Annotated in this window: 15 protein-coding genes; 13 read left to right on the forward strand and 2 right to left on the reverse strand. The window is 30.2% G+C overall.

What is annotated here, in order from left to right:
• The first annotated feature begins 1 nt into the window (after position 1).
• From trsS to I6U48_RS14185, 10 genes are all read left to right on the forward strand, one after another.
• Positions 2-1,378: a radical SAM (seleno)protein TrsS gene (trsS, locus tag I6U48_RS14140; protein ID WP_218321115.1), complete on the forward strand. Its 1,377-nt coding sequence runs from the start codon at positions 2-4 to the stop codon at positions 1,376-1,378.
• A 13-nt stretch (positions 1,379-1,391) separates the two neighbouring features.
• Positions 1,392-2,705: a DVU_1553 family AMP-dependent CoA ligase gene (locus tag I6U48_RS14145; RefSeq protein WP_218321116.1), complete on the forward strand. Its 1,314-nt coding sequence runs from the start codon at positions 1,392-1,394 to the stop codon at positions 2,703-2,705.
• 2 nt (positions 2,706-2,707) lie between these two features.
• Positions 2,708-3,769 (forward strand): XdhC family aldehyde oxidoreductase maturation factor, encoded by a 1,062-nt coding sequence (locus tag I6U48_RS14150; RefSeq protein ID WP_218321117.1) that lies wholly within the window; start codon positions 2,708-2,710, stop codon positions 3,767-3,769.
• On the forward strand, positions 3,756-4,862 hold the full coding sequence (locus I6U48_RS14155) for a DVU_1551 family NTP transferase (protein WP_218321118.1): 1,107 nt from the start codon (positions 3,756-3,758) through the stop codon (positions 4,860-4,862). Before I6U48_RS14150 ends, I6U48_RS14155 begins: the two co-directional genes overlap by 14 nt.
• Entirely contained in the window at positions 4,855-5,448 is a 594-nt protein-coding gene (gene cobC / locus I6U48_RS14160) for an alpha-ribazole phosphatase (RefSeq protein ID WP_218321119.1), read from the forward strand. Before I6U48_RS14155 ends, cobC begins: the two co-directional genes overlap by 8 nt.
• A gap of 12 nt (positions 5,449-5,460) precedes the next feature.
• Complete coding sequence (locus I6U48_RS14165; protein ID WP_218321120.1) at positions 5,461-7,335, forward strand: sigma-54-dependent Fis family transcriptional regulator; 1,875 nt, start codon at positions 5,461-5,463, stop codon at positions 7,333-7,335.
• Positions 7,336-7,456: 121 nt separating this feature from the next.
• On the forward strand, positions 7,457-7,945 hold the full coding sequence (locus tag I6U48_RS14170) for a MogA/MoaB family molybdenum cofactor biosynthesis protein (RefSeq protein ID WP_218321121.1): 489 nt from the start codon (positions 7,457-7,459) through the stop codon (positions 7,943-7,945).
• A gap of 142 nt (positions 7,946-8,087) precedes the next feature.
• On the forward strand, positions 8,088-8,567 hold the full coding sequence (gene moaC / locus I6U48_RS14175) for a cyclic pyranopterin monophosphate synthase MoaC (protein ID WP_218321122.1): 480 nt from the start codon (positions 8,088-8,090) through the stop codon (positions 8,565-8,567).
• A 22-nt stretch (positions 8,568-8,589) separates the two neighbouring features.
• Positions 8,590-9,024 carry an MOSC domain-containing protein gene (locus tag I6U48_RS14180; RefSeq protein ID WP_218321123.1) on the forward strand — a complete coding sequence of 145 codons (435 nt, stop codon included), beginning with the start codon at positions 8,590-8,592 and terminating at the stop codon, positions 9,022-9,024.
• A gap of 291 nt (positions 9,025-9,315) precedes the next feature.
• Positions 9,316-10,362, forward strand: a complete 1,047-nt coding sequence (locus tag I6U48_RS14185; protein ID WP_218321124.1) for an HD-GYP domain-containing protein — start codon at positions 9,316-9,318, stop codon at positions 10,360-10,362.
• A gap of 67 nt (positions 10,363-10,429) precedes the next feature.
• On the opposite strand, the gene I6U48_RS14190 is transcribed toward I6U48_RS14185, so the two are convergent.
• Positions 10,430-11,449: an AI-2E family transporter gene (locus I6U48_RS14190; protein ID WP_218321125.1), complete on the reverse strand. Its 1,020-nt coding sequence runs from the start codon at positions 11,447-11,449 to the stop codon at positions 10,430-10,432.
• Positions 11,450-11,763: 314 nt separating this feature from the next.
• Here I6U48_RS14190 and I6U48_RS14195 point away from each other — a divergent pair, with 314 nt between their 5' ends.
• Positions 11,764-12,390: a cytochrome P450 gene (locus I6U48_RS14195; protein ID WP_218321126.1), complete on the forward strand. Its 627-nt coding sequence runs from the start codon at positions 11,764-11,766 to the stop codon at positions 12,388-12,390.
• A gap of 467 nt (positions 12,391-12,857) precedes the next feature.
• On the opposite strand, the gene I6U48_RS14200 is transcribed toward I6U48_RS14195, so the two are convergent.
• Entirely contained in the window at positions 12,858-13,547 is a 690-nt protein-coding gene (locus I6U48_RS14200; RefSeq protein ID WP_218321127.1) for a DUF554 domain-containing protein, read from the reverse strand.
• Between the two features lie 272 nt (positions 13,548-13,819).
• Here I6U48_RS14200 and I6U48_RS14205 point away from each other — a divergent pair, with 272 nt between their 5' ends.
• Entirely contained in the window at positions 13,820-14,083 is a 264-nt protein-coding gene (locus tag I6U48_RS14205) for a hypothetical protein (protein WP_218321128.1), read from the forward strand.
• A gap of 281 nt (positions 14,084-14,364) precedes the next feature.
• Positions 14,365-14,847: a diacylglycerol/lipid kinase family protein gene (locus I6U48_RS14210; protein ID WP_218321129.1), complete on the forward strand. Its 483-nt coding sequence runs from the start codon at positions 14,365-14,367 to the stop codon at positions 14,845-14,847.
• The last annotated feature ends 234 nt before the right edge of the window (positions 14,848-15,081 follow it).

Below are 15,081 nucleotides of genomic sequence, written 5' to 3' on the forward strand. Positions count from 1 at the left end.
TATGAAGAAAGTGATTTTTAAGACGGAAAGTTTATGTCCTCACTGTTTTAAGAAGATTCCTGCAGAAAAGATTTTAGAGGATAACAAAGTATACATGGAGAAATATTGTGCAGAACATGGCAAGTTTAAGACAATTATATGGAGCGGAAGCACTTCTATAGAGAGTTGGATAAGAAACAAGGAAAGAGCCCATATAAAAAATCCTAATAAGTCTGTAGAAAAAGGATGTCCTTTTGATTGTGGTCTTTGCGTAGAACATAGGCAACATACTTGTACAGCATTAATAGAAGTTACTCAAAGATGTAACTTAAACTGTAGTTTTTGCTTTGCTAATTCCTGTGCAGACAAAGAAAGAGATCCTTCTATAGAGAAAATAAAGTTTTTATATGAAGAAGTTCTAAAGTATTCAGGAAAATGCAATATTCAGTTATCTGGAGGAGAACCTACAGTTAGAGATGATTTGCCTCAAATAATAAGTTTAGGAAAAGAATTAGGATTTAGCTTTATACAAGTAAACACTAATGGAATACGAATGGCACAAGACGAAGAATATGTAAGGGAGCTTAAGGAAGCAGGTTTAGATTCGATTTTCTTGCAGTTCGATGGTACTAATAATTCCATATATAAAAAATTAAGAGGAGCAGAATTATTAGATTTGAAAATAAAGGTCGTAGAAAACTGTAAGAAATATAATATAGGTGTGGTATTGGTTCCAACATTAATACCAGATGTAAATGTAGATAACATAGGAAAAATAATAGATTTTGCCCTTGATAATATAAGTACAGTAAGAGGAGTTCATTTTCAGCCGGTAAGTTACTTTGGAAGAATACCTGAAATGCCTAGGGACGAACAGAGAATTACTCTTCCAGAGCTTATGGATAATATAGAGAAACAAACTAATGGGAAATTTAAATTAAATACTATGAAACCCCCAGGATGCGAAAATGCACTATGTTCTTTTCATGGTAATTATATATACAAAAATAAAGACGAACTAATAAATATTACTAAAAATTCAAGCTGCTGCGGAAAAATTGAGAAAGCTGAAGAAGGCGCGATAAAGGCAAAGGAATTTGTTTCTCGAAACTGGTCATCAAGAAAATTAGATACTTTTAAAGGTAAATTAAGCTCAAGAAAGGTAACTAGTTGGGACGAAATATTATATAGTATAAAAAACTATTCTTTTAGTATATCTGCAATGGCTTTTCAGGATGTATGGAATATAGACTTAGAGAGAGTTAAAGATTGCTGTATTCATGTAGTAAGTCCAGAAGGGAAACTTATACCTTTTTGTATGTATAACCTTACAGATGTGCAAGGAAACTATATGTATAGAAAGTCTCAGATAACAAACCAAAAGATAGATCTTACGTGAAAGGAAATATGAAATGAAGTTGACTCCTATTGAGAAATATATAAAAGATAAGGTTAACATTCATAAAAATGGTAGAGAAGAATTAGAAAGGTATCAACTAGATAAGATAAAGGAAAGCATAACCTATGTAAAACAACATAGTAAATTTTATAGAGAGCACTTAAAAGATATTAATGAGGATAGCATAAAATCTCTTAAGGATTTTGAAAATATACCTTTCACATTGCCAAGTCATGTAAAAGAGAATCCATTTGGTTTCTTATGTGTGCCTCAAAAGGATATTGTGAGAATAGTAACTTTAAGAAGTTCGGGTACTAGTGGTGATGAAAAAAGAGTATATTTTACAGAGAAAGATTTGCAGCTTACAATTGATTTTTTTAAGCATGGAATGCAATGCTTGGCAAATAAGGATGATAGAGTTTTGGTGCTTTTACCTGGTGAAGCTTATGGAAGTATTGGAGATTTGCTAAAAAAGGCCTTGAAGGAAACAGAAATAGAATGCTTTGTACAGGGGGTGATGGTTGATCCCAAAGTTACTGCAAAGCTAATACAAGCTGAAAATATAAATTGTATTGTAGGAATTCCAATACAATTGCTTCACTTAAGCAGAGTGGAGAATGAAATCTTTAAAAATAAAATACAAAAAGTTCTTCTAAGCACAGATTATGTGCCAGAGACAATAATAAAAGAATTTACAAACAAATCTGAATGTAAGGTTTTTACCCATTATGGTATGACTGAAATGGGGTATGGTGGTGGCGTTGAATGTGAAGCATTATATGGATATCACATGAGAGAAGATGATCTGTATTTTGAAATAATAGATCCTGTTACTGGTAAAACTGTAGAAGATGGTCAATATGGTGAAGTAGTATTTACAACCCTTACAAGAGAAGGTATGCCTTTCATAAGGTATAGAACTTCAGATATAGCTTCATTTAAAACAAAAAAATGTCCTTGTGGGACTTTCCTAAAAACTATGGATCGTATAAAAGGAAGGATGGAAAATAGAATTAAAATAGATGAAGATGAGTTTATTTATATGAGAGAACTAGATGAAATTATCTTGTCTTTTGAAGAAGTTGTAAACTATAAAGTTTATATTGAAGAGGGAAACGTAATATTCTTAGACCTGATTACATTAAATGAAGCAGATTTTTATAAATCATCAGAGAAAATATTATCGCTTATTAAAGCAATACCGTCTATAAAGAAGTCACTATCTAAAAATATCATAGAAATTGTGATAATATATTCTTTAGATGATATTGTAATAAACAATACTATGGTCAAAAGAAAAATACATGATTACAGAAAGAGGGTTTAATTATGAGAGATATAAATGAATTAATTTCAGAGATTTTAGATAATAAGGAAAGTTTTGTGTTAGCTACCATTTTAGAAAAATCCGGATCTGCTCCTAGGGAAGAAGGAACAAAGATGATTATAAAAAAGGATTTCTCAACTATTGGCACTATAGGTGGAGGCATATTTGAAGCTATGGCTATAAAGTTATCTGCAAAGGTTTTTAAAAATAAAAATTGTATAATAAAAAAATGTACTCTATCAACAGAAGGTGCTTCTGCATTAGGCATGGTATGTGGTGGAGAACTTAAACTCCTTTTGGAATATATAAATTGTGAAGATGAAAAAATGGTAGAGTTATATAAAAATGCATCGGAACTTAGGGAGAAAGGAATTAATTTTGCATTTATAACACAGATACCTGAAGAAGAAAGATATATAAGTGGTTTAGATAAGTGGATTTGTACAGAGACAAATTTTTGGGGAGAAGAAAATGATATTGTTCAATGTATATTTAGAAAAATAAGAGAAAATTTTAAATATATACATTTTCAAACTATTATTGCAGATGGAAAGAAATACTTAATCGAACCAGTTTTAAACCATGAAAGTGTATATATAATAGGTGCCGGACATGTATCGCAAAAAATTGCGGAACTAACTAAAATGTTAGATTTTAAAACAGTTGTTATAGATGATAGAGAAGAATTTGCTAACAGACAGAGATTTAAAGTTGCTGATGAAGTAAAAGTTGTTTCTTCCTTTGACAACATACTTAATTGTATAAATGTTAATAATAGGAGTTATGTTATAATAGTAACTAGGGGACATGCGTATGATAAGGATGTATTAGGTCAAATGCTTAAAACTGATGCAAAATATATAGGTATGATAGGAAGTAAGAATAAAAGAAGTTTTGTTTATAACTGTCTTATAAATGAAGGATATGATTTAAATAATATTGAAGAAAGAGTACATTGCCCTATAGGAATTACTATACATGCGCAAACGCCTGAAGAAATAGCAATAAGTATTGCAGCAGAACTTGTTAAAGTTAGGAGAACTTCTGTCAGTGAAAAAGGATAACTTTGCTGCAATAATTTTGGCAGCAGGATATTCTTCAAGAATGGGGGAATTTAAGCCTTTTTTAAAATTGGGAGAATATACTGCTATAGAAACAGTCGTCAATACTTTTACAAACTCAGGAATTTGTACTATTATAGTTGTAGTAGGGCATAGAGGAAAAGAAATAATAGAAGTATTAAAAAACAAAAATGTTAAATGTATAGAAAATAAAAATTATTCACAAGGTATGTATTCTTCAGTGTTAAAAGCTATGGAACTTTTAGATAAGAATGTTAATGCATTTTTTGTGTTACCAGTAGATATTCCTCTTGTGAAAGAGCAAACTATAGAAGTTTTAAAGAGTAAATATTTACAAGGTGATAAGGGAATAATATATCCTAATTTTAATGGCGACAATGGACACCCTCCACTTATAGATTGTAAATATAAAGATATAATAGTTAATTCACAGGGAGATGGAGGGTTAAAAAATATCCTTAGTAAATTTGAAGAAGATTCTATGAATGTTCCTGTATTTGACAAAGCAGTAGTAATGGATATGGACACTAAGGATGATTATATAAAACTGCTTGAATACTTTGAACAGAAGGTACCAGACAAGGAAGAATGCTATAGCATTTTGAAAATATATAATGTAAGTGATAATATAGTAAGACATTGCACAGAAGTGTCCAGAGTGGCATTGTACATTATACATGAGTTAAATGAAAAAGGATATAATTTTGATAAAGATTTGATACAGGCTTCAGCTTTGCTGCACGATATAGCCAGAAAATCGAAAAACCATGCAAAGGCGGGAGAAGAACTATTAAAGAAGCTTGGTTATGAGAATATAGGAAAAATAATAGCTACGCACATGGATATAGAAGTGGGGCAAGACAAGGATATATCAGAAAATGAAATATTATACTTAGCAGATAAACTTGTAAAAGATGATAAGTTTGTTTCATTGGAACATAGGATGTTTAATTGCTTGCTAAAGTACGAAAGTAACTCTGATGCTTTACAAAAGGCAAAACAGAGATTCATACATGCTGAAAAAATAATGGAAAAGTTAGAAAATATGATAGGAAAAAGTTTTAACTATGAATAGAAAAATTTATTTGGTAAGACACGGAAAAATAGATACTGGTAACGAAAAATGCTATATAGGAGTTACAGATATACCTTTAAATGAAGATGGAATCATGCAGGCTTACAAACTTAAAGAATTTTTTGTAAATATAGATATAGAAAAGGCGTATATAAGCCCGTTAACAAGGTGCGTTCAAACAGCAGACATAATTTTACAGGATAGAAATATAGAAAGAGTACTTGTAAGGAATCTTATGGAAATAAACATGGGGAAATGGGAAGGAAAATCCTTTAAATGTATAAAAGCCTTATTTCCAGAAGAATTTGAAAAAAGGGGAGGAAGTATAGATACTTATACGCCACCAGAAGGAGAAAGCTTTAAGCAAGTTGAAACAAGGGTTTTACCTACTTATAGAGCTATTATCGAAAATAGTAAAGGTAATTTACTTATAGTTGCACATGCGGGAGTTAATAGAGTTATATTGAGCAATATTTTGTCAAGGCCTTTAAATAGCATACTTGAACTAAAACAGCAATATGGATGTATAAATGAACTTTGTTATGAAGATGAATATAGGACGTGGTCATGGAAGGTAATAGTATAAGGAGGTGTTAGTATGTTTAAAGCGAAATGGAAGGCCGATATTGGAACTTCTCATGATAGATGCAAAAAATTAAAAATTGATGCAGATCAGGTTTCAAGCAAAAAGATTATATATGATGATGGAGAGCTGCAGAAAAGATTTGCAACTAGCAGAGATTTAATACTTACAGCGGCACCTTATATGGAACAATTGATCAATTTTGTCAAAGGATCTAATTTTTTTGCATTACTTACAGATGGTGACGGATGTATATTAAATGCTATAGGTGATGAAAAAATACTTTCAGAAGCCTTTTCTATGAAAATGATACCTGGGGCTTTTATGAATGAAGAAAATATAGGATGTAATGCAATGAGTATGGTTATAAAGACAGGTGCTCCAATTCAAGTTTCTGGTACACAACATTTTATTAAAGCTTATCACAAATGGACTTGTTCTGCAGCACCCATAAAGGATAGTAACGGACAACTCATAGGTGCCCTTAATCTTACTGGATATATTGAACAGGTACATCCTCATACATTAGGTATGGTTGTAGCGGCATCAAATGCCATAGAAGAAATGTTAAAAATAAAAAGTTATAATAAAGTTCAAAGTATAAACAACAAACATATAAAAAATATGTTTAATGCGATTCCGATTGCTATAATAACTACTGATGTAAATGGAAAAATAAAGCTTTGTAATGAAAAAGCATTAAAGATGTTTGGAAATATAGAGGGAAAACCAAGAGTAGCAGAAATAAAAGAATTTGTAGAAGAATGGGATAAAATAAAAAACGAAATATTTTTGGGAAAAAATATTTCGCAAGAAGTTAATATAATTGCTTTAAGAAATAAATTTCAATGTCATTTAACTGCTAATTCAATATATAATTTCGTAGAGGAAAGTATTGAAATCGTGTACTCCTTTGAGGAAACAAAGAAAGCAAAGAAAAAAAATAATGGGCAAGCTTATTATACCTTTAATAAAGTAATTGGCGAGGATGAAAATTTTGTTAAAGTAGTTCAATATGCGAAAAAAATAGCAGATAGCAAATCTACGATTCTTATTATGGGTGAAAGTGGTACTGGAAAAGAGGTCTTTGCACAATCAATCCATAACTACAGCAATAGGGTAGATGGACCTTTTGTAGCCTTAAACTGTGGAGCTATTCCAAAACAGCTTATAGAGTCTGAACTTTTTGGATATGAGGAAGGATCATTTACAGGGGCAAAAAAAGGAGGGAATCTTGGAAAATTTGAATTAGCTGATGGTGGAACTATTATGCTGGATGAAATCGGAGAGATGCCTCTTGATATGCAAACGAAGCTTTTAAGAGTAGTACAGGAAGGCACAATAACAAAAATAGGAAGTTCAAAATCTATACCAGTAGATGTAAGGATTATTGCTGCTACAAATAAGGATTTAAAAGTAGAGGTTGAGCTTGGAAGGTTCAGAAAAGATTTATATTATAGACTTAATGTATTGCCTATATACTTACCACCTTTAAGGGAAAGAAAGAGTGATATACCACTTTTTATAGATTATTTTCTAAAGTATATATCTGAAAGAATTGGCAAAAAAGACTTAGTTATACCTAATGAGTATCTAAAAAAGATGATGAACTATAGTTGGCCTGGCAATATAAGGGAATTGGAAAATTTTGTTGAACTAATTATTAATACAGAATGCATACCAGTTGGCTATTTTGGTGAGGAAAACTGGGAGAATGAAGTACTTGTTGATATAAATAAAGAGAGTTTAACACTGGAGTATGCTGAAAAAGAACACTTAGTAAAGATATTGAAGAGATTCAAAGGTAATATTACTCGGTCTGCGGAAGCATTAGGCATAAGAAGAAATACTTTATATAGTAAAATTAAAAAATATGAGATTGATATATAAAATGGAGACCTTAGGGCTCCAATTTATTTTTACATTGCAAAACTTATTAATAAAAGGTATGATAAATATAAGAATATTGTAAATTTATGTAATCATTATTAATAAAACTGGAGGACGGCATATGATAAAGGTAGGAATTTTAACAATAAGTGATAAAGGATCTAGAGGAGAGCGGGTTGATGGAACAGGAGAGGCAATAAAAAAGGAATTAAATAAAGAGGAATATGAAGTAGAATATTATAAAATTATACCAGATGATCTAGAAAAAATACAGATGGAGCTTATACATCTTTCTGATGAGCTTAAGGTAAACTTAGTATTGACCAATGGGGGTACAGGATTTTCTCAAAGAGATGTTACTCCAGAAGCTACAATGAAGGTAATAGAAAAGAATGTTCCAGGCATAGCAGAAGCTATGAGAAGTGCATCATTGAAAATAACTCCCAAAGCTATGCTTTCAAGAGCAGTTTCAGGTATAAGAAGAGAGACCTTAATAGTTAATCTACCAGGAAGTCCTAAAGGTGCTATAGAAAATCTTCAAGTAATATTGCCAGCACTGCCACATGGAATCGAGATATTAACAGGAAAAGCTTCCGAGTGTGCAAGATAAATACAAAGTATATAGACGTCTACGGACATTTGACTTATCTGACCTGAGCACTATAGATAGTTTTGTTAAGTGGCATGGAAATAAAGCTTGTTAGTATTTTAAATAGTTAAACAAAAAGTGATTTTGACAGGAGGAATTAGTTATGGACTTAACGCATATAAACAGCCAGGGTAGGGCAAAGATGGTGGATGTAAGTGAAAAGGAAGATACGGCAAGAGAAGCAATTGCTATTGCATCTATATATATGAAGAAAGAAACTCTTGAAAGAATAAAAGAAGGCGGCATAAAAAAGGGAGATGTTCTATCAGTTGCACAAGTTGGTGGAATTATGGGGGCAAAAAATACTTCTCAAATAATTCCTATGTGTCATCCTATAAATATATCTGGATGTGATATAAGTTTTGAATTAGATTCTGAAAAAAATAAAATAGATATAAAAGCAAAAGCTAAAACAGTAGGAAAAACAGGCATAGAAATGGAAGCGTTAACAGCAGTTTCTACAGCAGCTCTAACAATTTATGACATGTGCAAGGCAATTGATAGAGAGATGATTATATCTGATATAATGCTTGTTGAAAAAAGTGGAGGAAAATCTGGATTATTTCAGCGAAAAAATATATAGTAATTTGAGGAGGAATGTAAAAATGGCTAAGGTTATTGCTATAAATATAAGTGAAAAAAAGGGAGAAATAAAGATTCCTATAGAAAAGGGATATTTTAAGGAAAATCACGGTCTTGAGGGAGATGCTCATGCTGGGGAGTGGCATAGGCAAGTTAGTTTGCTTGGGCAGGAAAGCATAGATAAGATGAAGGCTTTAGGAGTAAAAGGGCTAGATAGTGGTAAATTCGCAGAAAATATTACGACTGAAGGTTTGGTGTTATATGAACTTCCTATTGGGACTAAGCTTAAGATAGGAGAGACCTTAATGGAGGTTACTCAAATAGGAAAGGAATGTCATAAGGGATGTGCGATAAGAAGTCAAGTGGGAGATTGCATTATGCCGAGAGAAGGAATATTTACGAGGGTACTAAAGGGCGGTTGGATTAGACCCGATGACAACATAGAAATATTAAAATAATTAAAGTTTCAAAAAGCAGGCAGAGAGGATTGAATATAATTTTCTAGTAGATTAAAATTGCTGCTTTTTGAAACTTTATTTTTTGGTATATAGTATAGAAATATAAAGATGTTTATGAACTTACAATAAAATATTTCAAGTGAAAGAATTAGTTACATTTAAAATAAAGATAAATAAATATAAAACGATAATATAATAAGATTGACTTTCTATTTTTAGCAGTACTTAAAAGTAACTAAGAAGAAACAAAGAATATGTATTAGTCTGGGAAGCAAGGAAGGAAGTGATTCAATGCGATATGTCCCTATTTTCTGCTTACAAGAAGGAATGCAAATTGGCAGAAATATTTACTCAAACGATGGTACAGTGTTATTGGCAAAAGATGTAAGATTAACAAGTGAATATATAAAAGGTCTTAGCAAATTAGGGATTAGTGGTGTTTATATAGAAGATAATCTGTCTCATGATATACAAATAAAAAGCATAATTTCAGATGAGTTAAGAATACAAGCTGTAAAATCTATAAAGGGAATCTTTAATTCTACTGACAATGTTTCGTATAATATAAACACTGTTGAAAATCTAGCTAAAAACATTATGCATGAAATTCTAAATAACAAAAATGTAATGGTGAATATGATAGATATTAAAACTTTTGATGATTGCATATATAGCCATAGTGTAAATGTAGCAGTGTTATCTTCCGTAATTGGAATATCGATGCATTTGGAGAATAGTAAGGTAGAAAAGCTTACAGCATCGGCTCTTTTACACGACTTGGGAAAAGTTTTTATATCTAAAGATGTTCTGAATAAAGTGGGAAATTTCACACCAGCAGAAGAAAAAGTATACAAGAGTCATCCAGAAAAAGGCTATAGATATATAAAACAATATTATAATATAGCTGTAACAACCTATGTAGGAATTTTGCAGCATCATGAACGATTTGATGGTAAAGGATATCCCGATGGAAAAAAAGGTGAGGAAATTTCACGATTTGGTCGTATATTGAGTGTCTGTGATGCCTATGATAATTTAGTAACTGAAATTCCCAATAGAAAAGCATATTTGCCTTCAGACGCCATAGAATATATAATGGCTAATAATGGACAAATATTTGATCCAAAGATTGTAAAACTATTTTTAAGAAGAGTTGCTCCGTATCCATTGGGTACAATCTTGAAGCTTAGCAATGGTAAAAGAGTTATAGTAATTGATAATAATGAAGAGTGTAGTTCACGTCCTAAAGTGAGAGACTTAGAAGATAACACAGAATTTGACTTAACTTATGACAAGAATTTTAGTAATGTTACTATTATAGGAGTAGAAAACATTTAGAAGATTGAGTATAAGGGGCTATTGCAGTTTTATATAAGTATACAATAGCCTCTAAATTATTTTGTTATTATTCCTGTACTTTAACACCGATTAAATCTAGAATAAACATAAATAGAGGAATACCAATAAGGAGTCCCCATATTCCCATAAAATGTTCAGAAGCAATTAATATTATAAAAGTAAAGAATATAGGTAACTTGATTTTTGCTGACATAAGTTTTGGATTTAAGATATAACTCTCAAGAGCATGAATGACAGCAATCATTACTAGAACATAAACTACTTTTGTAAGACCTCCTATTTTAAAAGCAATAAGAGTTAATGGTACAAGTGAAACTATAACTCCTGCTACAGGTACTAAACTTAATACAAATATCATAAAACCTAAAGTAATTAGCTGAGGGAACTGAAGAATAAAGAGCATAATTACTGAAAGTATTGTATTAAAAAATGCTATAATAATCTGGGCCTGGATTACCTTACCAAAGGAGTTTAAAAAGTTGTTTCCGAAAAAGCACATATATCTATACAAGCCTGAGATTTTACTATGCTCAAATTTTTGAAAAAATCGGAAAATCTTTCTTTTTTCTAACATAAAAAACATACTTAATAATATGGCTATGAATATGTTAACACTCCATTTTCCTATGTTAGCAGCAAATTGAAAGGTTATATCAAATCCGGATTTTATATAGCTTTTAATATCTATTTCTTGAAATATAGGTGTCAAATATTTTTGAATTATGTCAGAGTCAGAGCTTGGAGTAATGTCAAAATCTGCAGCTTGATTTATTATATATTTACTTTGTAAAATTATCAAAGGAACATATTTAGCTATTATTAAAATTATAGATGCAAACAGTAAGGAATATAGTATTACAGTAATAAATTTTTCTTTTACAATAGTTATTCTTTTTAGATGATTGACTACTAAGCCTTGAAAACTATTCATCAAATATGTAAAAAGAAAGGTTAATAAAAATAAATTTAACATTGAGCTACTTAAGTAAAAGATTAGTATTATAAATATAAGAGTTAAAAATTTTTTAACACTTTCTTTTGAAAAAAATTCTTTTAAGAAATTCATGTAAAGCTCCTTTCATACCATATTAAATGGTAGATGAAATTACAAATGTATTTAAAGTATATATAATAATAACATAGTTTAGATAAATTTTCTAATATATATTAATAAGTGCTAGAAAATTTATCTAAACTATTTTTAAAACAGTAATACTGTATTATAATGAGGGTAAGAATTTAAGGAATTGTTCAAAAATAAATATGAAAAACCACAAACCTATGGTAAAAAATATTATAGGATATGTTGAGGTGAACTACATGATTTTTTGTTAGACTTAGGAATAAAGAGAATGTCATAGAAAGGAATGGTTTTAAATTATGGATACTGGTGAAGTTAAAAATGAACTACATAATTTTATAGATGAATTATATGATAATTTGAAGGAAATAATGAATGAATGTAATAGTATAGAAGAGATAAATGAAGGCTTTTATGAAGAACATAAAAATATTACTGATTATACAAAGAAATTAGAATTGGATATCCTGAACAAATTTGAGGGTGAAGATAAGACAAAAACAAAGATTATACATATTCCATTTATTCAAATTGATGAAAAAAGCATATATGTTAAGGAAGATGAAGCACCTGTTATTGTAAAAGAAAAGAGTAAAGAAAAGAAGCCTTCTAAAACTATAGTTGTAACTTCGGCAATAATTATTGGTTTTTTATTTGGAATAATAATTAAAAGGGGAAATATACTCAATGGAATAATCATGGGATTCATTGGAGCGGCGTTTGGCTTCTCAGCTTATGAGATGTATTTTGCTGAAGATAATGATAATTTAGAAAAATTAATTAAAAGAGATAAGAAAATTAATAAAAGACTGGATAGAGAGTATCTAGGTAGACTAATAGATGAGAGAAAGAAAGGTATAGAAGATGTACTAATAAAGCTTATTGATGATTATAGTAATGATTTAAATAAAAAAAGTGAGAATTAAAATTTTGAAACATTAATTATAGATAACTACGTCCGAAAGTTGATTTATGCTCCGGGAGATGTTTCCAAGCTTTAACACTATAAAAACTTCTTATCAATCTACAGCTCAGTATTTAAGCAGAGAGCCAGAATCTCCGATTTTGTGCGAATCGCTTACTCCTCCGACGTAAGGAAGAGGAGTTTCATTAATTTCTAAGAACCTTTGATAGACTCGTACCTCAAGACGGACCAACTTATCAATTACCATTGATAAGTCGCTCGTAAAAAGCCATTTAGGCTTTTTACCATATCAAAGGTCCTAAGATTTTCTAAAATACTTCGCTAAGATTGATTAAGAAGTTTTTATATGTGTCTTCAGCTCTGGAAACATCTCCCTGCGTATAAGTCAACTTTCTGGTGTAGTTTTATATATAGATCGTTAATGTTTAAAGTTAATAATCTATAGATATAAAAAATGCAGAATATAGGTTATTTCATTAAATTTAAGATGATTTGATAAAAAATTGGTATAAACACTGCAGGGAGAAGGTTAGCTACCTTTATTTTGGATATCTCCAGCATATTAAAGCCTATACCAATAATTAAAAGGCTTCCTATGGCTGTCATATCAGTTATGACAGATTGTATTAAAATTACTTTTAGTGCAGAGGCTGCAATAGTTATTATACCTTGATACAGTAGAACTGAAATAGAAGAAAGCATTACACCAATACCTAAAGTTGATGAGAAAATTATAGAAGCTATGCCGTCAAGCATAGATTTTGCAAAAAGTATTTTGTTATTCCCTTCCAAACCGCTTTCAAGCGATCCTACAATTGCCATTGAGCCTACACAAAATAAAAGACTAGCAGTTACAAATCCTTCAGAAACCTTTACGCCTTTACCTTTAAACTTTTTTTCAATCTTATCGCCTAATTTTTTTAAAAGATTATCTATATCTACTAGCTCTCCTAAAAATCCTCCTATAACAATAGAAATAATTATAAGTATAACATTAGAACCTTTTATAGCTCCAGATATACCTATGTAAATAACACAAAGTGCCAAGCCTTGCATAATGGTAGTACTTATTTTTTCAGGAACACCACCTTTTAATAAAATACCTATAAGGCTTCCCAAAATTATAGCAGCAAAATTTACAATAGTCCCTAAAAGCATAATTTAAAACCCCCTACTTAAAATACTTAACAATATTATTGTATCAGAAAAAATATATTAATGTTTAAAAATAATACTAAATTAATTGGAGACATAGGGTTTATGATTATATATTGATTAAATATAAATGCCTAGAGATTTCATATTAAGGCATATTTTTTTAATATTTAAATATATTTATTTAGAGGGTAATAAATAAAACTTGACTATCGAACATATGTTCTGTATAATAAAAATATAAATTACCCAAACAAATGATCGGGGGTATACACATGAATGAATATAATCTTTTTATAAGAATCAACTATAAAACATCAGAGAACGATAGAGCAGTAAGCGGTAATACAAGGGTAAATAATGGAAGTGTTAACTCTAGTAAGTATTTAATTGGTGGTGGAATTTTAAATAGAAAAGGTGGTACAGTTATATTTTCTGCCAAAAACCTAGAGGAAGTAAAGCAGATTACAGAGGATAGAGCCTTGTTAAAGGACATATCAATGAATTACAACGTAGCAGTAATACCAAAGGGAATATAATAAGAGGCTGCTGCACTATATAGATAACGACACCAGAAAGCAGATATATAAGTGCGACAGCTACCTATTTAAATAATAGCAAAGTATAATAAAAAGTCCTTAGAGCGATTTAAGAAACAATGCTCTAAGGATTTTTTGTTTACAAATATATATATTATAATATAAAATCACACCATAATTATAAAATAACAATATTAATGATATATTGGACTTTAGTCCTTGAGTAGTAATATGGTTGGAAGAATCAACGAAACAAAATATAATTTTTAAACATTTCATCTGTGGGAATTGACGCAGAGGTTGTAGATAATGCAAAGTTATTCAAGAAATATCCCTTTATATCAGGCAGAGCTGCATATATATTTAGTGCTATTGTTACAATATTTACATATAAGTATAGAAGAATACAGTTAATCATAGATGACAAAGAAATAACTTTAGAAAATACTCTAACAACCTTTGCAAACGGTAAATATTATGGTGGTGGTATGAAAGTAGCTCCAGATGCAGACCTACAAGATGGACTTTTTGATATATGTACCGTCGATAAATTAAGCAGAATAAAAATGTTCACTCTATTCCCAAAGCTCATTAAAGGAACTCACCGTCAAATAGAAGAGGTTTGTTTCTACAAAGCAAAAAAGATTATAGTGAGTTCTAAAGATGAGATAACTGTAAATATAGACGGAGAAATAGTAAAAAGAAAAGACGTTGTTTTTGAACTAATTCCTAAGGGAATAAACTTCATTATACCTAGGAGCTAGTACCAATATAATTTTTAACAAAATAGATAAATACTTAGAGCTATATATTTTTGTAGATTCTGTGATTATGCTAGGTGGATATATCAAATTACAAATTTGCTTCTCTTATAGATGCCGACACCAGAAAGTAGACTTATACGCAGGGAGATGTTTCCAAAGCTGAAAGCCACATATAAAAACTTTTTAGTCAATCTTAGAGAAACATTTTAGAAAATCTTAGAATTATTTATATGT

The organism is Clostridium thailandense, assembly GCF_019207025.1.
GTDB classification, from domain to species: Bacteria; Bacillota; Clostridia; order Clostridiales; family Clostridiaceae; genus Clostridium_AM; species Clostridium_AM thailandense.